General features: G+C 70.5%; 19 protein-coding genes. 10 read left to right on the plus strand and 9 right to left on the minus strand.

From position 1 onward, the window contains the following. Window positions 1-13: 13 nt before the first annotated feature. From AC1MLT_RS23255 to AC1MLT_RS23275, 5 genes are all read right to left on the minus strand, one after another. A complete protein-coding gene (locus AC1MLT_RS23255) occupies window positions 14-790 on the minus strand; it encodes an ABC transporter ATP-binding protein (RefSeq protein WP_481036838.1) in 777 nt (258 codons plus the stop codon). Beyond that, window positions 787-1,665, minus strand: coding sequence for a branched-chain amino acid ABC transporter permease (locus tag AC1MLT_RS23260; protein WP_481036839.1), 879 nt, complete (start codon window positions 1,663-1,665; stop codon window positions 787-789). The genes AC1MLT_RS23255 and AC1MLT_RS23260 overlap by 4 nt, the downstream gene beginning before the upstream one ends. Window positions 1,666-1,838: 173 nt before the next feature. After that, window positions 1,839-2,735 (minus strand): branched-chain amino acid ABC transporter permease, encoded by an 897-nt coding sequence (locus AC1MLT_RS23265; RefSeq protein WP_481036840.1) that lies wholly within the window; start codon window positions 2,733-2,735, stop codon window positions 1,839-1,841. A gap of 19 nt (window positions 2,736-2,754) precedes the next feature. After that, window positions 2,755-4,095 carry an ABC transporter substrate-binding protein gene (locus AC1MLT_RS23270; protein ID WP_481036841.1) on the minus strand — a complete coding sequence of 447 codons (1,341 nt, stop codon included), beginning with the start codon at window positions 4,093-4,095 and terminating at the stop codon, window positions 2,755-2,757. A 62-nt stretch (window positions 4,096-4,157) separates the two neighbouring features. Then, a complete protein-coding gene (locus AC1MLT_RS23275; RefSeq protein WP_481036843.1) occupies window positions 4,158-5,006 on the minus strand; it encodes a FadR/GntR family transcriptional regulator in 849 nt (282 codons plus the stop codon). 246 nt (window positions 5,007-5,252) lie between these two features. On the opposite strand from AC1MLT_RS23275, the gene AC1MLT_RS23280 reads away from it, so the two are divergent. The 4 genes from AC1MLT_RS23280 to AC1MLT_RS23295 all read left to right on the plus strand — a co-directional run bounded on the left by AC1MLT_RS23280 (window position 5,253) and on the right by AC1MLT_RS23295 (window position 8,482). Then, window positions 5,253-5,606: an HPF/RaiA family ribosome-associated protein gene (locus AC1MLT_RS23280; protein ID WP_481036844.1), complete on the plus strand. Its 354-nt coding sequence runs from the start codon at window positions 5,253-5,255 to the stop codon at window positions 5,604-5,606. A gap of 1 nt (window position 5,607) precedes the next feature. Further along, window positions 5,608-6,603: a Bug family tripartite tricarboxylate transporter substrate binding protein gene (locus AC1MLT_RS23285; protein WP_481036846.1), complete on the plus strand. Its 996-nt coding sequence runs from the start codon at window positions 5,608-5,610 to the stop codon at window positions 6,601-6,603. Window positions 6,604-6,716: 113 nt separating this feature from the next. Beyond that, window positions 6,717-7,301, plus strand: a complete 585-nt coding sequence (locus AC1MLT_RS23290; RefSeq protein ID WP_481036848.1) for a GAF domain-containing protein — start codon at window positions 6,717-6,719, stop codon at window positions 7,299-7,301. A 131-nt stretch (window positions 7,302-7,432) separates the two neighbouring features. Beyond that, the gene (locus AC1MLT_RS23295; RefSeq protein WP_481036849.1) at window positions 7,433-8,482 is read left to right on the plus strand and encodes a VWA domain-containing protein; all 1,050 of its coding nucleotides are present in this window, start codon (window positions 7,433-7,435) and stop codon (window positions 8,480-8,482) included. Between the two features lie 40 nt (window positions 8,483-8,522). On the opposite strand, the gene AC1MLT_RS23300 is transcribed toward AC1MLT_RS23295, so the two are convergent. The 3 genes from AC1MLT_RS23300 to AC1MLT_RS23310 form a co-directional block, all read right to left on the minus strand. Beyond that, window positions 8,523-9,425 carry an NAD(P)-dependent oxidoreductase gene (locus AC1MLT_RS23300; protein ID WP_481036850.1) on the minus strand — a complete coding sequence of 301 codons (903 nt, stop codon included), beginning with the start codon at window positions 9,423-9,425 and terminating at the stop codon, window positions 8,523-8,525. 38 nt (window positions 9,426-9,463) lie between these two features. Further along, window positions 9,464-10,936 (minus strand): NAD-dependent succinate-semialdehyde dehydrogenase, encoded by a 1,473-nt coding sequence (locus tag AC1MLT_RS23305; protein WP_481036851.1) that lies wholly within the window; start codon window positions 10,934-10,936, stop codon window positions 9,464-9,466. Between the two features lie 112 nt (window positions 10,937-11,048). Continuing rightward, window positions 11,049-12,053 (minus strand): 2-hydroxyacid dehydrogenase, encoded by a 1,005-nt coding sequence (locus AC1MLT_RS23310; RefSeq protein WP_481036852.1) that lies wholly within the window; start codon window positions 12,051-12,053, stop codon window positions 11,049-11,051. A gap of 203 nt (window positions 12,054-12,256) precedes the next feature. Between AC1MLT_RS23310 and AC1MLT_RS23315 the strand changes: the two genes are divergently transcribed. The 6 genes from AC1MLT_RS23315 (at window position 12,257) to AC1MLT_RS23340 (ending at window position 19,719) form a co-directional block, all read left to right on the plus strand. Next, window positions 12,257-13,099 carry a FadR/GntR family transcriptional regulator gene (locus AC1MLT_RS23315; RefSeq protein WP_481036853.1) on the plus strand — a complete coding sequence of 281 codons (843 nt, stop codon included), beginning with the start codon at window positions 12,257-12,259 and terminating at the stop codon, window positions 13,097-13,099. An 89-nt stretch (window positions 13,100-13,188) separates the two neighbouring features. After that, window positions 13,189-14,184 (plus strand): NAD(P)-dependent oxidoreductase, encoded by a 996-nt coding sequence (locus AC1MLT_RS23320; protein WP_481036855.1) that lies wholly within the window; start codon window positions 13,189-13,191, stop codon window positions 14,182-14,184. After that, the gene (locus AC1MLT_RS23325) at window positions 14,181-15,329 is read left to right on the plus strand and encodes a mandelate racemase/muconate lactonizing enzyme family protein (protein WP_481036856.1); all 1,149 of its coding nucleotides are present in this window, start codon (window positions 14,181-14,183) and stop codon (window positions 15,327-15,329) included. Before AC1MLT_RS23320 ends, AC1MLT_RS23325 begins: the two co-directional genes overlap by 4 nt. Window positions 15,330-15,393: 64 nt before the next feature. Continuing rightward, window positions 15,394-16,389: a tripartite tricarboxylate transporter substrate binding protein gene (locus tag AC1MLT_RS23330; RefSeq protein WP_481036858.1), complete on the plus strand. Its 996-nt coding sequence runs from the start codon at window positions 15,394-15,396 to the stop codon at window positions 16,387-16,389. Window positions 16,390-16,735: 346 nt separating this feature from the next. Then, window positions 16,736-19,429 (plus strand): hypothetical protein, encoded by a 2,694-nt coding sequence (locus AC1MLT_RS23335; RefSeq protein WP_481036859.1) that lies wholly within the window; start codon window positions 16,736-16,738, stop codon window positions 19,427-19,429. Between the two features lie 38 nt (window positions 19,430-19,467). Then, window positions 19,468-19,719 carry a hypothetical protein gene (locus AC1MLT_RS23340; RefSeq protein ID WP_481036861.1) on the plus strand — a complete coding sequence of 84 codons (252 nt, stop codon included), beginning with the start codon at window positions 19,468-19,470 and terminating at the stop codon, window positions 19,717-19,719. 239 nt (window positions 19,720-19,958) lie between these two features. Here the strand turns inward: AC1MLT_RS23340 and AC1MLT_RS23345 are convergent, their stop codons facing one another. After that, a complete protein-coding gene (locus tag AC1MLT_RS23345) occupies window positions 19,959-20,978 on the minus strand; it encodes a Bug family tripartite tricarboxylate transporter substrate binding protein (RefSeq protein ID WP_481036862.1) in 1,020 nt (339 codons plus the stop codon). Window positions 20,979-20,993: the final 15 nt, after the last annotated feature.

The following is a 20,993-nucleotide window of genomic DNA, read 5'->3' on the forward strand; positions in this document are numbered from 1 at the left end:
GCTTCCGGAAGGGCTAGGAGAGTGGCGCGTCGGCGCGCAGGGTGCCGGTGACATAGCGGCGCACGTCGTCGGCGGCCAGCGCCACCCCTGGCGCGGCGTCCGCGATGATGCGGCCGGCATAGAAGGCGATCACGCGATCGGCATAGCGCTCGACGATGTCCATGTCGTGCTCGACGAACAGCACCGCCATGCGCTCCTGGCCCAGGGCCCGCATGACGATCTCCATCATCGGGAACTTCTCCTCGGCCGAGACGCCGCTGGTGGGCTCGTCGAGCAGCAGCAGGCGCGGCTCGCCGGTCAGTGCCATCGCGATGTCGAGGAGCTTGCGCACGCCGCCGGGCAGCTCGGCGACGCGGCGCTGGCGATGCTCGGCGAGGTTGAAGCGCTCGAGCAGCGCATCGGCGCGCGCCACCGCGTCGGCCTGGCGCGCGGTGCGCCAGAACGACAGCCGCTCGCCATGGCAGGCCAGCGCCACCAGCATGTTCTCCAGCACCGACATGCCGGTGAACAGCTGCGGGATCTGGAACGAGCGCGCCACGCCCAGCCGCGTGATCGCGCGCGGCGCCAGCCGGGTGATGTCGCGCCCGCCCAGCACGATGCTGCCGGCGTCGGGTTTGAGGTAGCCGGTGATCATGTTGACGAAGGTGGTCTTGCCCGCGCCGTTGCTGCCGATCAGGCTGACGCGCTCGCCCACGGCGACGCCGACGTCGAGCCCGCTGGCGGCGACCACGGCGCCGAAGCGCTTCTCGATGCCGCTCGCGCGCAGCAGGATCTCGCGCCCGGCGCTCATCGGCGTGCTCCCTTGCGGCCGCGATCGACCCACAGCGAGCCGATGCCATCGGGCAGGAAGCGGATCATCAGCAGCAGGAAGATGCCCAGCGACAGCTGCCAGGTGTTGGGGAAGTACAGGCTGGAGAACGAGCGCACCACCTCCAGCAGGGTCGAGGCCACGAACACCGCCAGCACGCTCTGCCAGCCGGCCAGGATGGCGACGAAGACAAACTCGCCCGACGTCGTCCAGTAGCTGAAGTTGGGATCGATGTGGCCGAGCGACATCACCGTGAGGGCGCCGCCGCAGCCGCCGGCGAAGGCCGCGAGCAGGAAGTTCAGGCTCATGGCCTGGCGCACCGAGCCGCCGAGGTACTCGACCCGCAGCTCGTTCTCGCGCACCGCCTGCGTGACCAGGCCGCGCGTGGAATCGAAGTACACCCGCGCCAGCAGGGCCAGCACGCCGGCGCAGACGATCGTCACGCCATACAGCACATAGCCCGAGCGCGCGTCCGGCAGCGCCTGGCCGAACAGGGTCGCGCGACCCATGTTGAAGCCGTCCGAGCCGCCCAGGGCGCTGGTCTTGACCAGCACGCCATAGGCCACCATCGACATCGCCAGGGTCAGCATGGCGAAGAAGATGCCCCGGTAGCGCGACAGCAGGGGCGCGAACGGCGCCGCCACCAGCGTCGCCGCCACCCCGCCCGTCAGCGCCAGCCCCAGCGCATCGGTGAAGCCCAGCCGGTTGAACGCCAGTGCCGCCGCGTACCCCCCCACCGCGAACACCAGCCCCTGCCCGAACGACACCACCCCGCCCCGCATCAGCAGCACGATCCCCAGCGACACCAGCCCGTGCGACGCCGCCATCGTCAGCAGGAACGTCAGCCACTTCGGCATGAACGCCCCCGCCACCAACAGCACGACGATCAGAAGAACGCCACTCCCCAGCACGACGCCGCGCCGCGGCGAAGGCCCAGGAACACCGAGGATCCGGCTGCGCCGGTCCTCCGGTGTTGCCCCCTCCGAGGGGGTTGACGGAGCGACACGCAGTGCGCGAAGACTGGGGGTGGTCATATCTTTCTAGCCTGGATGCGTTGGAAGAGCCCCTCGGGACGCACCATCAGCACCAGCGCCATCACGATGTAGATCGAGAACAGCTCGGCCTGGGGCATCACGTGGACGGCGAAGGAGCGCGCCAGCCCGACGATCAGCGCGCCGATGGCGGCGCCCTCGATGCTGCCGAGGCCGCCGATGATCACCACCGCGAACGAGACGATGATCACGCCCACCGAGACGCCCGGCTGCACCGAGATCAGCGGCGCCGTGAAGGCCCCGCCCAGCGCCGCCAGGAAGACGCCGACGCCGAACGCCAGCATGTAGACCCGCGAGACGTTGACGCCCATGCTGGCGGCGACCTCCTCGCTGTGGATCACGGCCAGCACGATCTTGCCCTGGCGCGTGCGGTTGAGGCCCCACCACACCGCCAGCCCGACGGCGACCGCCAGCCCCATCAGCATGAAGTCGTAGCCGACATACACCTGGTCGCCGATCTCGACATTGCCGAACATCGCATAGGGCTCCGAGACGTAGTACGGGTTGGCGCCCCACAGCAGCTTGGTGACGTCCTCCAGCACCAGGAACAGCGCATAGGTGACCAGCACCAGCAGCACCTCGTCGCGGCCATAGAAGAAGCGCATCAGGCCGCGCTCGGTCAATGGCGCCACCAGCACCGCCACGGCGACGGCGGCGAACAGCATCGCCACCAGCGACCACTCGGGCGCGAACTTCATGCTGGCGAACCAGGCGACGAAGCTGGCCGCCGCGTAGGCGCCCAGGGCATAGAAGCTGCCATGCGCGATGTTCAGGATCTTCAGCACGCCGAAGACCAGCGTCAGCCCGAGCGCGACGATGAAGAGCCACGAGGCGTAGCTCAGCCCGTCGATCAGGATGGTGAGGGCGGTGGCCATGGGACCTGGCGTTATCGAGTCAGTTGCACTTGGCGCCGGCGAAGTCGGACTTGATCCAGTCCTCCGACTTCACGTTGACCGGCGGGTTGACGCAGGCGGCCGGGAAGCGCTGGATGTCGTCGAGCACCACCATCTTCTTGGCGGCGTCGTAGCGCGTCCTGCCGATGGCGGTCTCCTGCGTGGCCTGGTGGCCGCCGCCCAGGGTCATGCGGATGCGCCCGCCGGGCGAATCCCATTCGGCATTGGTCAATGCGGCGGCGAGCTGCTCGGTCGTGGGTTTCTTGCCGCCATTGGCGGCCATCGCCTTCTCGGCCGCCATCTTCAGCCCCAGCAGCGCCTGCGCCATGCGGTAGGGAGCCTGCGCCGGGTAGGTCTGGTAGCTCTTCTGGTAGATGCTCCACCACCAGTCGTTGAGCGGCGACTTGGGCGACAGCAGGCCATAGGAGCCGCGCGCGCCGAGGATCGCGCCATCGGGCATCTTGTCGCCCAGGTTGGTCAGCACGTGGTCGGCCGCCGACAGCACCACCTGCGAGCGCTTGAACAGGCCGCGCGGGCCGGCCTGCAGGATGAAGGCCTGCAGGTCGCCGCCCCACAGGCTCGAATGCGTGACGTCGGCGCGCCTGGACATCAGCGCCGAGATCTCAGTGCCGTACTGGCCGGCGCCGAACTTCGGCAGCAGGTCCTCGCCCAGCTTGGCCTGCGGATAGAGCTGCGCCATCGACAGCGTGAAGTCCTTGCGCGAGTCCTGGCCCCAGGCGTAGTCCTGGTTGATCATGTTGAAGGACTCGGCCTTGATGTTGCGGGCCTTCAGGTAGCGCGCCAGGGCGACGTTGTCCATGGTGGCGTGCGAGGCGGTGCGGAAGACGTAGTTGTACTTGGCGTCCTCGAAGATGCGCGGCGTGCCGCAGTCGTAGAGGATCAGGAACTTCTTCATCTCCTCGGCCACCGGCGCCACCGCCAGGCAGTCGCCGGAGCTCACGTAGCCCACCACCGCGTCGACCTTCTCGCGGTCGTAGAGGTTGCGCAGTTCCTGCACCTGCTTGGTGGCGCCGCCGTTCTCGTCGATGTAGACGGCCTCGATGCGCATGCCGCCGATGCCGGCCTTGTCGTAGGGCGCCGGCGCCTCGCCCTTGTTGAAGGCCTCGACCAGGGCCTTGGCGCCATTGACCGCCGGGATGCCGAAGCTCTCGGCCGCCTGGCCCGAGAGGAAGCTGACGATGCCGACCTTGAAGGTCTCGGTGCCGGCGGCCGCGGCCGGGGCCTGGGCCCGGGCGGCCGGGGCCAGCGTCGCGGCGAGGCCGGCGATGGCCAGCGCCAGCGCGTGGACCGGCGAGGTGCGTCGTGCGGATGTCTTCTGCATGCTTGTCTCCTTCGTTGTGTGTCTGTGCGGATGCGTGTGCGTGCGCGTGCGCCCGGAGCGGGCTACGAACCGCCCGGGGCCCGCGCCGTGGCGGCCTGGACCGGCGCGCCCATGTCGAGCCCGGTCATGCGGAAGCCGCGCCGGAAATCGTCCATGTGCCGCCGCGTCCAGTCGGCGGCGGCATCGGCGTCGCGCCGGTGCAGCGCATCGATGATGGCGCGATGGGCGTCGAGGTTGCGCGCCTTGGACTGCGGCAGGTGCAGGTGGATCCGCAGCAGCGTCGGGTTGTAGAGCAGGCTGATCGGCTCGCGCGCCAGCATCAGCGCCCGGTTGTGGCTGGCGCGCCCGACCAGCGCGTGGAACTCGACGTCGAGCTCGACCAGGCGCTGGTGCGCCTCGACGGTGGCGGCGCCCCGACCCTGCAGCTGGCGGGTCAGGGTGGTGTTGTCCTCCAGCGCCTCGAGGTCGGCCGCCGTGGCGTGCAGCGCCGCCAGTCGCGCGGCCAGCGGCTCCAGCGTCGCGGCCACCTGCCACAGCTCCTCGAAGGTGGTCTGCTGCAGCAGCAGCAGCCGGGCGGCGCGCGGCGCCATGTCGTAGAGCCCGGGCAGGGTGACGAACAGGCGCCGGCCCGCGCGGCGCTGCACCAGCCCCTCCTGCTCGACCTGGCGGATCGCCTCGCGCACCGTCGAGCGATGGACGCCGAAACGCTCGGCCAGGCTCTGCTCGGTGGGCAGCGGCATGCCGGGCTTGAGCTGGCCGCCGAGGATGCTGCGCTCGATCTCGGAGGACACCACCTTGTAGGCGGGCGTCAGATGCAGCCGGTCGAACATCCCGGCCGCGCCGTCGCCGGCCGCGGCATCGTCGGCCGCGCGCGCGGCCCTGGATCCCGGTTCGATGCTGCGGTCTGCCAACGGTGTGTCTCCTGTCGGGGGCCGCGCGATGCGGCGTGGACCGGTCGTTTGCCGGTTTGTCGGACAAGCGATTCTGGGGACGCCGATGGCGGCGCAAGAGCGGGTTTTCCCGTTGCCCTGACACGATCGCGACACGGTGGCGACCCGGTGGCGCCGATGTCCGACGCGCGCTGTCGACCCCGCGGCGCCACGGGTCAATGGAGCCGGTGTTCCACTGGGGTTTCGACCACTTCAACCAGGACCGACATGGAAATCCACATCAACACGGGCAACGGCATGGACAACCGCGAGGATCTCGAACGCTGGGCCGATGGCGAGATCCGCCAGACGCTGGCGCGCTTCGCCGAGGACGTGCGGCGGGTCGAGGTGCACCTGTCGGACGTCAACAGCGCCAAGGGTGGCGCCGATGACAAGCGCTGCCTGATCGAGGCCCACGTGCCGCAGCACGCGCCGGTCGCCGTCTCGCACCAGGCGCCCTCGCTCGACCAGGCCTTCCGTGGCGCCGAGACCAAGGTCCTCAGCGCGCTCGACAGCGTGCTCGGCAAGGAGAAGCGGCATCGTGACCGCACCAGCATCCGCACCGATCCCGAGGCGATCTGACATGACGGCGGCCGGCGCGGGGCAGCGGCGGCGACATGCCATCGCCCTCCTGCTGGCCGCGGCCGCCTCCTGCTGGGGCACGGCGGTCTGGGCGCAGGCCTGGCCGGGCCGGACCGTCACGCTGGTGGTGGGCAGCGCCGCCGGCAGCGCGCCCGACCTGTATGCGCGGGCCCTCGCCGAGCAGTGGACGCGGCAGACCGGCGGCACCTTCGTCGTCGACAACAAGCCCGGCGCCAATGGCAACCTGAGCGCCGAGGCGGTGCTGCGCGCTCCCCCGGATGGCGCCACGCTGTGGATCGGCACGCAATCGATGGTCACCATCAACCCGGCCGCCTACGACCGGCTGCGCTGGAAGGCGGCCGATTTCAAGCCGATCGTCAAGGGCGTCGAGGCGCCGCTGGTGCTGGTGACGCATCCATCGGTGCCCGCCACCACCTTCGCCGAACTCGGCCGCTGGATCGGCGCCCACCGGGGCGAAGCCGCCTATGCGTCCTTCAGTCCCGGCACGCCCTCGCATTTCCTGGGCTTCCAGCTCAACGAGCAGCTCAAGGCGGACCTGGTCCACGTGCCGTACAAGGGCTCGGCGCCGCAGGTGAACGACCTGCTGGCGGGCCAGGTGCCGCTCGGCTTCACGCAGCTGGCGGTGGCGGCGCCCCACATCGCGGCCGGCAAGCTGCGCGCCATCGCCGTGACCGGTCCGCGACGCTCGCCGGCGCTGCCGGCGGTGCCGACGCTGGCCGAACTCGGATCGCCGGCCCTCTCGACGACGATCTGGTTCGGCGTCCTGGCGCCGGCGGCGACGCCGCGGCCGGTGCTCGACGCGATCCTCGCCTCGGCCGTCGCGGCCCATGCCGATCCGGCATTGCGCGCCCGCCTGGAGGCGCAGAACTTCGACGTGCCGAACGAGGCCGGACCGGCATTCGAGCGGGCCGTCGCCGCCGAGACGCAGCGCTGGGCCCGCCTGGTGAAGGCCTCGGGCTTCAGCGCCAGCGACTGACCGGACCCCTGCGGCGCCGTTCCGCTCCCGGGCTCGACGCGCCCTCAGGGCGTCCTGTCCTACTCCGCGACCACGATGCAGGTGCTTCCCTGTTGCAAAGAATCAAGGAAGCCATGAATCAGAACAGCGAGCGCAAGGGCGACCGCCAGCACGAGCGCGCGACCGGGATCGGGCCCCGGATCGACGGACCGTCCCCCCCCGGCGTGCCCGCGCCGGAGGACGCCGGCCCGGTGATCCGCGTCCAGCCGGAGGCCGGCACGCTCTCGCTGGATCGCGCCATCTCCGCCATCCTGGCGCTGATGCGCGAGGAACTGGTGATGGACATCGTCTTCATCTCCCGGCTGGCCGGCGAGGACGTGGTCATCGCCCACGCCACGCTCGACACCGACGAGGCCGGCCTGCGCGAGCTGACGCACCACCGCGACCACAGCTTCTGCCAGCGCGTGCTCGACGGGCGGCTGCCGGCGGTCATGCCCGACGTGGCGGCCTTGCGCGCGACGCACGACGTGCCCACGGCCCCGATCACCCCCGGGGCCTACATGGCGACGCCGGTCTGGCTGCGCGATGGCACGCTCTACGGCACGCTGTGCTGCCTCGGTCTGACCGCCCTGCCCCTGCTGGGCGACCGGCACCACCAGCGACTGCGGATGTCGGCCCGGCAGATCGCCCGGCTGGTGGACGAGGCCGGTGGGCGCTGACTCGGAGAATCGTCCTTCGACGTGGTTGCGCAAGCCCGGGAGGACGGGCACGATGAGGCCGCACTGCGCAACATCGTCCGTGTCCACCCCGGCACGGCGCTGGCGGTGAACCCCCGACGAGGAACCGCCCGGTGTCGCCACTCTCCTTCCTTTGGCCCCACTCGCTCTGGTTGCTGCTCCTGCCGGCGCTGCTGCCCGCGCTCTACGTCTGGCTGCTGCGGCGGCGCACGCGCGCCGTGCTGTCCTACAGCAGCCTGGACGTGGCGCGCGGGGCGGCCCGTCGCGGCTGGCGGCGCCACGTGCCGCCGGCGCTGTTCCTGCTGGCCTGCACGCTGCTCCTGCTGGCCGCCGCGCGGCCGGTGGCGCGGGTGCCGCTGCCCTGGGCCCGCTCGACGATCCTGCTGGCCATGGATGTCTCGCTCAGCATGCGCGTGGGGGATGTCCAGCCGACCCGCATGGATGCCGCGCAGCGGGCCGCCAAGGCCTTCCTGGCCGAGCTGCCACCGGCCATCGAGGTCGGGCTGGTCACCTTCGCCGGCAGCAGCCACGTGGCCCAGCGCCCGACCCTGGACCGCGCGGCGCTGGTCGCCAGCATCGACGCCTTCCAGATGCAGCTGGGCACCGCCGTCGGCGACGCCATCGTGCAGTGCCTGGCGGAGCTGTTCCCGGAGCAGGGCATCGACCTCGGCCGCATGATGATGGGCGCCACGCCGGCGCCCCGGGGCCGCAGCCTGGACGAGCGCGAGAAGCCGCCGCCGCCGCGCATCGAGCCGGTGGCGCCGGGCTCCTACGATGCCGCCGCCATCATCCTGCTGAGCGATGGCCGCCGCACGGCCGGCATCGACACCCTGGAGGCGGCCCGCATGGCGGCCGACCGGGGGGTGCGGATCCATGTCATCGGGCTCGGCACGGTCGATGGCGAGGCCAGCACGCCCGATGGCATGGCGATCTACATGAAGCTCGACGAGCCGACCTTGCGCGAAGTGGCGCGGATGACCGGCGGCGAGTACCACCATGCCGGCACCGCCGACAACCTGCGCGTGGTCTACCAGCAGCTCGGCACGCGCCTGCAGGTGCTCACGCGCGAGACCGAACTGGCCGGCCTGCTGGCCCTGGCGGCGGCCCTGCTGGCGGTGGCGGCGGCGGTGCTGTCGCTGCTGTGGTCGAGCCGCCTGCGCTGAGGGCGGCGGCGCGCGGCCGACGTCGACCCGCGCGACGGGTTCAGGCGGCGGCGTCGCCGGCGCCGCGCCGCGCCAGCATCGCCACCAGTTCCGGCACCAGCGCCTGCCCGCCGGCGTCCTGCGCCACGGCGTCCTCCAGTGTGCGGCGCACACCCTCGGCGATGGCGCGGGCGGCCTGGCTGTCCTGGGCCATCGCGGTGTAGTAGCCCAGGTCCTTGAGCGCGTTGGTCAGCGAGAAGCGCAGGCCGTTCGGGTCGCGCTCCAGCAGGAAGGGCTTCAGGCGCTCCAGCGCCGTGCCACCACCGCCGCCCTTGCCCAGCACCTCGACGAAGACCCGGGGATCGACACCGGCGCGCTCGGCGCAGGCGGCGGCCTCGGCGATCAGCGCCACCGAGCCGAGCGAGACGTAGTTGTGCAGCAGCTTCATGCGGTGGCCGGCGCCGACCGGGCCGGCATGCGTGATGTTCTCGGCGAAGCATTCGAGCAGCGGCCGGCACTCGGCGAACAGCGCCTCGTCCGCGCCCACCAGCAGGTTGAGCCGGCCCTCGGCGGCCTCCTTGGGCGTGCGCGTCATGGCGGCATCCATGAAACGGCAGCCGGCCTCGGCCACCTGGACGGCCAGGCGCTCGGTCGAGGCCGGGATGGCGGTCGAGCAGTCGATGACGATGGCGCCCTCGCGCAGGCCGCGCAGCGCGCCGTCCTCGCCCAGCAGCACGGCCTCGACCTGCGGCGAGCCGGTGACGCACAGCAGCAGCACGTCGACCTCCTCGGCCAGCGCGCGCGGCGTCGGTCGGACCTCGACGCCGGCGGCGCGCAGGGTGTCGAGCGGCTGGTTGCCGATGTGCTCGAGCACCGCCAGCGGATGGCCATGCTTGACGATGTTGCTGGCGATGCCGTGGCCCATCAGGCCGACACCGATCAATCCGATTCTCTTTACGTTCATGTGCGGGTCTCCGTTCGATCTCAGGGGTGCGGGTTGCTTCAGGAAGTCCGCGCCGCTCGGCCGAGGCCACCGGCGCAGATGTATTTGATCTCGACATAGTCGTCGATGCCGTACCGGGACCCCTCGCGTCCGACGCCCGACTCCTTGATGCCGCCGAAGGGGGCCAGCTCGGTCGAGATGAGCCCCTCGTTGAGGCCGACGATACCAACCTCCAGCGCCTCGGCCACGCGCCAGGCCCGGGCGTAGTCCTGGGTGTAGAAGTACGCCGCCAGGCCGAAGGGGGTGTCGTTGGCCATGGCGACGGCCTCGTCCTCGGTCTCGAAGCGGATCAGCGGCGCCACCGGACCGAAGGTCTCCTCCTGCATCAGGCGCGAGGCCGGCGAGACATCGGCCAGGATGGTCGGCGTGAAGAAGCGCCCGCCCAACGCATGGGCCTGGCCGCCGGTGACGATGCGCGCTCCCAGGCTCAGGGCGTCGTCGATGTGCTCGCGCACCTTGGCGATGGCGGCATCGTCGATCAGCGGACCCAGGTTCACGCCGTCGTCGAGACCGTTGCCCACCACCTGCGCCTCCACCGTGGCGCGCAGCCGGTCGACGAAGCGGTCGTGGATGCCGGACTGCACGAGGATCCGGTTGGCGCACACGCAGGTCTGCCCGGCGTTGCGGAACTTGGAGGCCATGACGCCGGCCACGGCGGCATCGAGATCGGCATCGTCGAAGACGATGAAGGGCGCGTTGCCGCCCAGCTCCATCGAGACCTTCTTGACCGTGCCGGCGCATTGCGCCATCAGCTGCTTGCCGACCTCGGTCGAGCCGGTGAAGGACAGCTTGCGCACCACGCGGCTGGCGGTGAGCTCGCCGCCGACGGTCGAGGCGGCGCCGGTCACCACGTTGAGCACGCCGGGCGGGATGCCGGCCTCGGCCGCCAGCTGCGCCAGGGCCAGCGCCGAGTAGGGCGTCGCCGAGGCCGGCTTGATGACGATGGTGCAGCCGGCGGCCAGCGCCGCCCCGGCCTTGCGCGTGATCATGGCGTTGGGGAAGTTCCATGGCGTGATGGCCGCGACCACGCCCACCGGCTGCTTGAGCACCACGATGCGGCGGTCGGTGGTGGCCGCCGGGATGACATCGCCATAGATGCGCTTGGCCTCCTCGGCGAACCACTCGATGAAGCTCGAGCCATAGGCGATCTCGCCGCGCGCCTCGGCCAGCGGCTTGCCCTGCTCCAGCGTCAGCAGCAGCGCCAGGTCGTCCTGGTGGGCCATGCACAGGTCGAACCAGCGGCGCAGCAGGCGCGAGCGCTCCTTGGCGCCGGTCCCGCGCCAGGCCGGCAATGCGCGGTCGGCCGCCGCGATGGCCTCGCGCACGTCGGCCGCCGTCAGGCGCGGCACGGTGCCCAATGTCCGGTCGTCGGCCGGGTTGACGACGGCGAGCGTGGCGCCATCGCTGGCGTCGATCCAGCGGCCGTCGACGTGGCACTGCTGGCGGAAGAGGTCGGGATGTCGGAGGTTCATGGCGAGGCGCGCGGCGGTGGAGGGAGGAAAGGAAGAGAGGAAGGAGGAAAGGAAGCAACGGCGGCGGAACGCATGCGCAGGCGGCGGGTCCGGTCGGACCGATGCGATGTCCTCAGGGCAGCAGGTTGGCCGGCACCCGCCCCGCGGCCAGCATCTCGATGCCATCGATCAGCAGCAGGCCCATGGCATCGCGGGTCTCGGTCGTGGCGCTGCCGATGTGGGGCGACAGGAAGACGTTGTCGAGCGCACGATAGCCCGGGTGGACATGCGGCTCGTTGGCGAACACGTCCAGCCCGGCGCCGCGCAGATGGCCTTCGCGCAGGGCCGCGATCAATGCCTCGTCGTCGACCAGGTCGCCGCGCGAGATGTTGACCAGCACCGCGCCGCGCGGCAGCCGCGCCAGCCGGGCAGCGTCGAAGGTGCCGCGCAGGGCCGGGGCCCCCGGCGCCGCGATCATCAGGATGTCGCTGTGGCCGAGCAGGCCGTCGAGCGTGGCGTGGTAGCTGGCGCCCTGCTCCAGCGCGGGATCGAGCCGCGAGCGGTTGTGATAGTGGATCGACAGGCCGAAGCCGCGCGCGCGCACCGCGATCGCGCGACCGATGCGGCCCATGCCGAAGATGCCCAGCGTCCGCCCGACCAGTCCCAGGCCCAGCAGCTGCGTCGGCGCCCAGCCGGCCCAGGCGCCGCTGCGCACCAGGCGGTCGGCCTCGAGACCGCGCCGGCAGGCATTGAGCAGCAGCATCAGGGCGATCTCGGCGCAGGCATCGCTCAGCACGTCGGGCGTGTGGAGCACGCGCACGCCGGCCGCGCGCGCCGCCGCCCGGTCGATGTGGTCGAAGCCGACCGACAGCGTCGCCACGACGCGCAGCGCCGGCGCCAGGGCCGCCAGCACGCCGGCATCGACCGTCTCGGTCGCCGTCACCAGCAGGATGCTGCAGCCGGCGGCGCGGCGCGCGATCTCGGCCGGCGCCAGGATCGAATCGTCCTCGTTGACGCGCAGGGCGAAGCGCTCGCGCAATGCCGCCTCGACCGCCGGGGTGAAGCGACGGCACAGGAAGGCGCTCGGGCGCGGCGGCAGGAACGGCGGCGACGGCGGGGAGGAGGACGAGGCGGTCATGGGATCGGATGGATGCGGCAGCGGCGGACGATGGCCGGGGGAACCGGGACGGAGGCCTGGGCGGATGGAACCGGACGGCTCATCCCGCATGCCGATTCATATTACAAATACGTCATATGACTTTGTCAACCGTGGAAACTCCGGTGCTATCCTCCGCAGCCCCTCCCCCGCACCCGCACCCGCACCCGCACCCGAAGGATTCCATGGGCACCAGCCACAAGAACGACGAGACCGCGCCACGCCCCGGCGCCGAGGGCACGCTGGCCGACCGCATGACCGAGCTGCTGGCGGCCGACATCCGCGCCCGCGTCTATCCGGTCGATACCCGGCTGCCGACCGAGCAGGCCATGACCGAGCAGTACGGGGTCAGCCGCACGGTGGTGCGCGAGGCGATCTCGCGCCTGAAGTCCGAGGGCCTGGTCGAGACCCGCCAGGGCAGCGGCACGGTGGTGCGCGATCCCCAGGCGTCGGATGCCTTCCGGCTCGGGCAGCGCCCGGGCGACGTCGATCCGGCGCAGGGCGTGCTGCGCATCCTGGAGCTGCGGCGCGGCATCGAGGCCGAGATGGCGGCCCTGGCGGCGCAGCGCCGCACGCAGGCCGAGATGGCGCAGATCCAGCGCGCGCTCAAGGCCATCGGCATCGCCGTGGCGCGCGGCGGCGACGGCGTCGCCGAGGACCTGGCGTTCCACCTGGCGATCTCGCGCGCGGCGCACAACCCGCACTACACCGAATTGCTGGGCCTGCTGACGCGCGCGCTGCACGATGCCATCCGCCTCACGCGCGCCAACGAGGCGCGCCGCGCCGACCTGGCCGCCGAGGTGCTGGCCGAGCACGACGCGCTGTGCGAGGCGATCCGCGCGCGCGATGCCGAGGCGGCCCGCGCCGCCGCCTTCCGCCACATGCGCAACACCGGATCGCGCATCGAGCGCGCGGGCCAGGACTTCTGGACCACCGACAGCCGCGCGACGGCCCTGCGGGTGGCGCGCGTCAAGCTCGGGACCGGATCCGCCGGCCTCTCCAGCGCCTCCGACCCCGGGAAAACCTGAGGGAACCGAACCCGGCTGGCGCAAAGTTGTGTGATAGATTCATCACACAACTTCAGTACACGACCCCGGTCGTCAAGGGTCCTGGTCCCATGCATCGTCCCCGCGTCCTCCTCACCGATCCGCTGCATCCGCGGGCCCACGAACGGCTGGCGGCATGGGCCGAGGTCGAGCGCCTGCCCGACGGCCTGTCGCGCGCGGCCAGCGACACCGCGCTGCGCGACGCCATGGCGCGCGTGCATGGCCTGATCGTGCGGCGCCAGCTGCCCGACGACCTGTTCGACCGGCCGACCGCGCTGCGCGGCGTCATGCGCCAGGGCGTCGGGCTCGACTTCATCCCGGTCGAGCGGGCCACCGCGCGCGGCATCCCGGTGGGCAACACGCCGGCCGTGAATGCCAACGCGGTGGCCGAATATGTGTTCGCCGCCCTGTTCGCCCACAGCCGCCGGCTGGCCGCCTTCAACGCCAGCGTGCGCGCGGGCGACTGGGCGGCGCGCGCCGGGGCCGGCGCCCACACCTTCGAATTGCGCGGCCTCGCGCTCGGGCTGGTGGGCTTCGGCGCCATCGGACAGCGCATCGGCGAGATCGCCCGGCTGGGTTTCGGCATGCGGCTGGCGGTATGCACCGGCACGCCCTCGAAGGTGCCGGCGGACATCGAGACCCTGGCGCTGGCGGACCTGTTCGCGGCCAGCGACATCGTCGTCGTCGCCTGCCCGCTGACGCCCCGCACGCGCGGCATGGTCGATGCCGGGGTGCTGGCGTGGGCCCGCCCGGGCGCGCTGCTGATCAATGTCGGGCGCGGACCGGTGGTGCGCGAGGACGCGCTGTGCGCCGCGCTCGAGACCGGTCGGCTGGCCGGCGCGGTGCTCGATGTCTTCGAGACCCAGCCGCTGCCCGCCGACAGCCCGCTGCGGCGCCATCCGGGCGTGCTGCTGACGCCGCACCTGGCCGGCCTGACGCGGGAGGCCGAGCAGGCCATGGGCCTGCTGGCGGTCGACACGCTGGCGGCCCTGCTGCGCGGCGAGCGGCCGCCGCAGGTCGTCAATCCCGAAGTCTTTTCGAATCCATCCCCCGGAGACACCCCTTGAAGATCACCCGCATCACCGCCGTTCCGCTGTCCTATCGCCTGCCCGAGGGCAAGACCGTCACCATGGGCATCGGCAGCACCCTCAAGCGCGACTGCATCATCATCCGCGTCGAGACCTCCGAAGGCATCACCGGCTATGGCGAGGCGCATCCGGGGCGCAGTCCCGGCGCCATCGTCAGCCTGGTGCACAACACGCTGCAGCCGCTGCTGGTGGGCATGAACGCGACCGACGTGGTGGGCGCCTGGCAGCGCGTGCACCGCATGCAGCTGTCGAGCCACGGACTGGGCGCGGGCACCTGCCTGGCGCTGTCGGGCATCGACATGGCGCTGTGGGACATCCGTGGCAAGGCCGCGAAGATGCCGCTCTACGAGCTGCTGGGCGGCAGCCACCGGCGCATCCCGGCCTATGCCGGCGGCATCGCGCTGGGCTACCAGCCGCCGCAGCAGATGGCCGAGGAGGCGCAGTCGTATGTCGAGCAGGGCTATCGCGCCGTCAAGCTGCGCGTGGGCGACACCGTGAAGGACGACATCGCCCGGGTACGCAAGGTGCGCGAGGTGCTGGGCGACGACCTCGACATCCTGACCGACGCCAACACGGCCTACACCATCGCCGACGTGCGCCGCGTGCTGCCGGCGCTGGCCGACATCCAGGCCGGCTGGCTGGAGGAGCCCTTCGCCTGCAACGACTTCGCCTCCTATCGCGAGGCCGCGAAGATCACGCCGCTGGTGCCGATCGCCGCCGGCGAGAACCACTTCACGCGCTTCGAGTTCGGCCAGATGCTCGATGCCGGCGCGGTCCAGGTCTGGCAGCCCGACCTGTCCAAGAGCGGCGGCATCACCGAGGGCGTGCGCATCGCGGCCATGGCCTCGGCCTTCCGCATCCCGGTGCACGCGCACAGCTCGGCCACCGGCCTCAACCACGCCGCCACGCTGCACTTCCTGGCGGCGACCGAGAACGCCGGCTACTTCGAGGCCTGCGTCTCGCACTTCAATCCGTTTCGCGACATGTTCGGCCGCACCTTCGAGATCGGCGCCGATGGCTGCGTCGAGCCGCCGAAGGGCCACGGGCTGGGCATCGAGGTCGACGAGTCGATCTTCGACGCCTACCCGATGGTCGACGGCCCCGGCTATGTCGTGAAGTTCTAGCGCAGCCACCGGAGGCGCCGCCGATGCAGCGGCGCCCCGGTCCCCATCCACCAGGAGACCCGACATGCCGACCACCCGACGAAACTTCACCCGCCTGCTGGCGCCCCTCGGCCTGGGCCTCGCGCTCGGCCTCGCCAGCGCCACGGCGGCCGCCGACGACTACCCGTCCAAGCCGGTGCGCATCATCGTGCCCTACCCGCCCGGGGGCTTCAACGACACCCTGGCGCGCACCGTGGCCGAACGCCTGGGCCGGGCCTGGAAGCAGTCGGTGGTGGTGGACAACCGGCCCGGCGGCAACACCGTGCTGGGCAACAACCTGGCGGCCAAGTCGCCGCCCGACGGCTACACGATCCTGATCACGCCATTGCCGTTCTCGGCGCTGCCGGCGCTCTATGGCAGCCGCCTGCCCTACAACGCCCTGACCGATTTCCAGCCGCTGGTGTGGGCCGGCTCCACGCAGAACGCGCTGGTCGTCCGCCCCGACCTGCCGGGCGTGACCAACCTCAGGGAGCTGATCGACTTCGCGAAGAAGAATCCCGGCAAGCTGAACTACGGCTCCACCGGCTCGGGCTCGTCCAACCACCTGTCGATGGAACTGTTCATGACCATGACCGGGACCCGCATGACGCACGTGCCCTACAAGGGCAGCGCGCCGGCGGTGATGGCCATGCTCGGCGGCGAGATCGACGTGCTGTTCGACAACGTGCCCAACCTGATGCAGCAGATCCGCGCCGGCAAGCTCAAGCCGGTCGGCGTCACCGGCATTCAGCGCGCCGCCCTGCTGCCCGAGACGCCGACCATCCAGGAGGGCGGCGTGCCGGGCTACGAGGTGATCGTCTGGTTCGGCATGCAGATGCCGGCGGGCACGCCCAAGGCGATCGTCGAGCGCGCCAACCGCGACATCGTCGAGATCCTGAAGGAGCCCGAGGTCGTCAAGCTGTTCAAGGACCAGGGCGTGGAGGTGGTGGCCAGCACGCCCGAGGCCTTCGGCCAGTTGCTGCGCAAGGAAGTGCCCAAGTGGACCCAGGTGGTCCAGGACGCCGGCGTGAAGGTTGAGTGAGTTTTCACTTGCATAAACTGCTAAATGCTTATGGCTTACTTTTGCAATTGAGGCCCGGCCTCGGCTTAATTCCACGCCTCCTCAATTGCGATTTTCATATCCCTTCGATTTAGTCGACTTTTAATTAATTGACTACTTTTGCACTCGATGGAAACTTAATTAGTTCAGCCAAAAGTCGCAGTTTTTTGACCCCTTTTTGAGCCTTTTGCCACACATCGGCTCAAATCGCACGCTCATCGGTGCGTAGGACGATGCCCCAGATGCTGTAGGACGACAGCCCGTGACAATTGCGGCACTGTCTTACAAATGGGGTTTAACTGTGACGAAAGTTCTCACCGCTCAACGTTTGGGTCTGTTTCTGGGCCTGATCACCTGCGCCTCCGCGCCCGCCTGGGCCACCGATCTCATGCAGCTGACCGTGCAAGGCAAAGGCTTTACGCTGACCGCCCCCACCACCGTCAGCTACGGCGCCAATAACGTCTTCACGCAAAAGAACCTGCAGCCGGGCAATTACAGCTGCGACGACGGCTTTTTCGGCGACCCGCTCTGGGGCGTGGTCAAGGCCTGCTACATGCCCAATTCGGCGAGCGCGGCCAATTCGGCCGCCAGCGCCGGGCTGCAGGCCCTGGTGCGCCAGGACGGCTCCTTCACCCTGGCCAAGACCACGGTGGTGAGCTATGGCGCGAACAACGCCTTCAACCGCAAGACCCTCGCCGCGGGCACCTATGGCTGCACCGATGGCTTCTTCGGCGACCCGATCTGGGGCGTGGTCAAGGCCTGCTACGCGCCGGCCGACAGCGCGGTGATGACCAAGATCGTGGGCCAGTCGAGCTCGTTCAGGCTCGCGACGGCCAGCGTGGTGAGCTATGGCGCCAATGGCGTGTTCGTCAAGAAGACGCTGCAGCCGGGCACCTACGCGTGCGACGACGGCTTCTTCGGCGATCCGCTGTGGGGCGTGGTCAAGGCCTGCTACACCACCTCCGGGGACACGGGCTCGACGGTGGTGGCGGCTCCCACGCCGGTGCAGGCGCCGGTGTCCAAGCCGGTGCTGTCGGCCACGGCGCCGGTGACCAGCCCGGCGCCGGTGACCAGCCCGGCGCCGGTGACCCCGAGCGGCACGGTCGCGGCGATCTCGGGCGACGTGATGGTCAATGGCGCGGTCTCCAATGCCGAGTACCAGGCGATGGCGCGCCAGATGGGCACCGAGGCGTCGATCGCCTACCGCTACGGCCCCTCCTCGGCCGAGTACGGCACGGCGTCCCAGGGCGGCCTGCCCACGTACGCCAAGCGGGCGAGCCAGTCGTTCAACATGATCTCGATCCAGAACCCCAACGGCCAGGGCAACCGCGGCTGCGGCTGGACCAGCTGGTGCGGCAACTGGCAGGTCGGCGGCGCGCTGGAGTACTACTGGGGCGACTACAGCTCCAACATCATGAACTTCGCCTACATCGCCGACGCGACGCCCGAGGCGAGCTTCTTCAAGCGCTCCTACGCGGCGGCCGTGGGCTCGATCCAGACGCTCAACGTGGGCCACAACACCACCTCCATCGAGCCCGAGCCGAGCTGGACGAGCTACGAGGGTGCGCCCAGCGACGGCGGCACGATCGACTCCAACATCGAACGCTACATTGGTCGCCGTGGGGGATTCGCCAACCCGGTGACGCTGGAGAAGCCGGTGGCGCTGGCCAAGTGCTACGGTCGCGGCGGCTGGTGCACCAACTCGCTGGCGGTGTATGCCGACGGGCGCATCGTCGGGGTGGGCAGCAACACCTCGCACAACCTCTTCACCACCCAGCTGCCCGCGGGCAAGGTGCCCACGGCCCTCACGATCACCAACAGCGGCGAGTTCGCCCTGGTGACGGTCTGGGACACCGCCGCGATGCGTGGCCAGATCGCCGTGCTGGCGCTGGGCGACGGCTGCCAGGGCTGCAGCCCGGCCAACGAGGGCAGCGCCTGGTATGCCAACTGGGGCAACTGGAAGCGCACCTACCCGGGCGCTCCGGGCCTGGGCAACTACAACTACGCCAAGCTGATCGGCTTCGTCGACCTGCCCGACACCCTGAAGGCACCCACCGAGATCTCCGCATCGACGGGCCTGTTCTGGCGCGACTACGAGAACGTGCAGAACTTCTGGAACACCGATCTGGACAACCCGAGCGTGCGGGCCCGCTACGCCAGCGGCAACCTCTCGAACGCCTATGCCCGCGCCGGCATGGCGGTGGTGATCTCCAAGTCGGAGAAGCGCGCGGCCTTCGTCGACCTGCGCCCGCTGTTCGCCTACTACAAGCAGCAGTACTTCGTGCAGCCGCAATCGGACTTCAACGCCATGATCGCCAACCGTGGCGACGGCCCGAGCCAGTGGCCCTACACCTTCGACGCCGCCCCGGCGCAGAAGCCCGGCGTGATCAAGGTCGTCGACCTGCCCAATCGCCCGACGGCCGTGCGCCTGAGCCTGAGCGCCCCGCACCGCGCCTACATCGCCACCCAGGAGGGCAAGCTGCGCGTGTTCGACCTCGGCACGGGCTACCTCAACCAGGCCGGTGGCGGATCCCCCTCGGACATCGCGGAGAAGTTCGCCGTCGACGTCGGTCGCAACCCCACCCACCTGGGCTACCTCAAGGAGCACGCCACGGGCAACAACTCCTCGGTCAAGACGATCTTCCCGAACACGCCCCAGCGTGAGATCCTGGTCACCTCGCGTGGCGACCGCAAGGTCCAGTGGGTGCGCTTCGACAACGACATCGCCTCGGGCTCGGTGGTGCGCACCTTCCAGGAGAGCCGCGTGATCGACCCCATCGCCACCGAGGACGGCGAGAACCACGGCACCGAGAGCTACATGGTGAGCATCGCCGACTACGCCGGCAAGGGCATCCACAGCTTCCTCTACGGCCCGATCATCTGGCACACCTACGACAGCTCCAAGGCCTGCGCCCCGGCCAAGGGCGGCTGCCAGATGCTCAACGGCGCGCCCTACGAGTACGGTGGCACCTTCAAGGTCCCGGGCAAGCCCTTCCACGCGGCGCTGGCCAACATCAACTGAGCCGGCATCGACCACCGCGCCGAAGGAAGGCCCCCGCCATGAACGCCGCCACCGTCACGGCCCTGACCGTCAAGGAACTGGAGCCGGGGGAATTCCACTGGATCTGGCTGGACGAGACGAGCTCCGCCGCGGACGAATCCCTGTGCTACGTGCCGCGCACCGTCAGCACCCCCTATGCCGATCCCTCCTCGGCCTGGATGGCCGGTTGCCTGGCCATCCGCCGGAGCCTGATGGGCGTGGCGCCACGAACAGGCGCGCGTCCTACGGCCGGAGGCAAACCTTCTGATTAGTTTGTCGGGGAACCGGTCGAGGAGGGCCCTCGGGGTTGGGAATCCAGGAGCCTGGATTCCCATCCCTGATGGCGCCAGGACCGGGTTAGCGCCGGCTGTTCAGGTGAGAAACCTGGTGAAACCCCAAGACACACGCTGCTTCATGCGAGTGGCGCCATCAACCCGCATCGGGGCGGACTGCACGCTTCCTCCCGCCCCCCCGGCCCGTCGACTCCCACGAGGAATCGACGGGCCTTTTCTCATTCCAGGCTCAGGCCGGTGGCCTTGACCACGTCCTGCCACTTGCGCACCTCGAGCGGGATGCGCCGGCCGAAGTCCTCGGGCGTGCTGGCGATCGGCTGGGCGCCGAGTTCCAGCATGCGCTGGGCGACATCGGGCTGCCTGACCGCCGCGGCCAGCGCCTGCTGCAATGTGTCGCGGATCGCCTGCGGCGTGCCGGCCGGCGCCAGCAGGCCGAACCAGCCCGAGACCTCGTAGCCGGGCACGCCGCTCTCGGCCACGGTGGGGATGTCCGGCGCGCCCGGCCAGCGCTGCGGCGTGGTCACCGCGATGGCGCGCACCTTGCCGGTGTTGACGAAGTTGATGGTCGAGGGCAGGTTGTCGAAGCCGATCTGCACCTGGCCGCCCAGCAGGTCCGCGAGCATCGGCGCGGCGCCCTTGTAGGGCACGTGCACGATGTCGATGCCGGCCTGCATCTTCAGCAGCTCGGCGCTCATGTGCGGCGAGCCGCCCAGGCTGGTCGAGCCGAAGTTCAGCCTGCCCGGCTGCGCCTTGGCCAGCGCGATCAGCTCGCGCAGGTTCCTCGCCGGCACCGCCGGATTGACGACGATGATGTTGGGCGTGCTGGCCAGCAGGGTCACCGGCGCGAAGTCCTTCACCGCGTCGTAGGGCAGCTTCCTGTAGAGCGCCGAGTTGATGCCGTGCGAGCTGGCCGTGGCCATCAGCAGCGTATAGCCGTCGGGCGCGGCGCGTGCCACCTCCGAGGCGCCGATGGCGCCACTGGCCCCGGCGCGGTTGTCCACCACCACCGACTGGCCCAGGCGCTCGCCCAGCTGCATCGCGGCCAGCCGCGCCAGGATGTCGGTGGTGCCGCCGGCCGGATAGGGCACCACCAGGCGGATCGGCCTGTTCGGGTAGGCCTGCTGCGCCCGGGCGGCCGGGGCCAGCGCCAGCGCGGCCAGCGCCGCCAGCGCGGCACCGGTCACGGCGCGCCGGCCCAGGCCGGTGCCGGCATCGGATCGATGCGGGAGCTGTTTCATCGTGCGGTCTCCGGT

The sequence above is a fragment of the Variovorax sp. PEI5 genome, assembly GCF_056679935.1.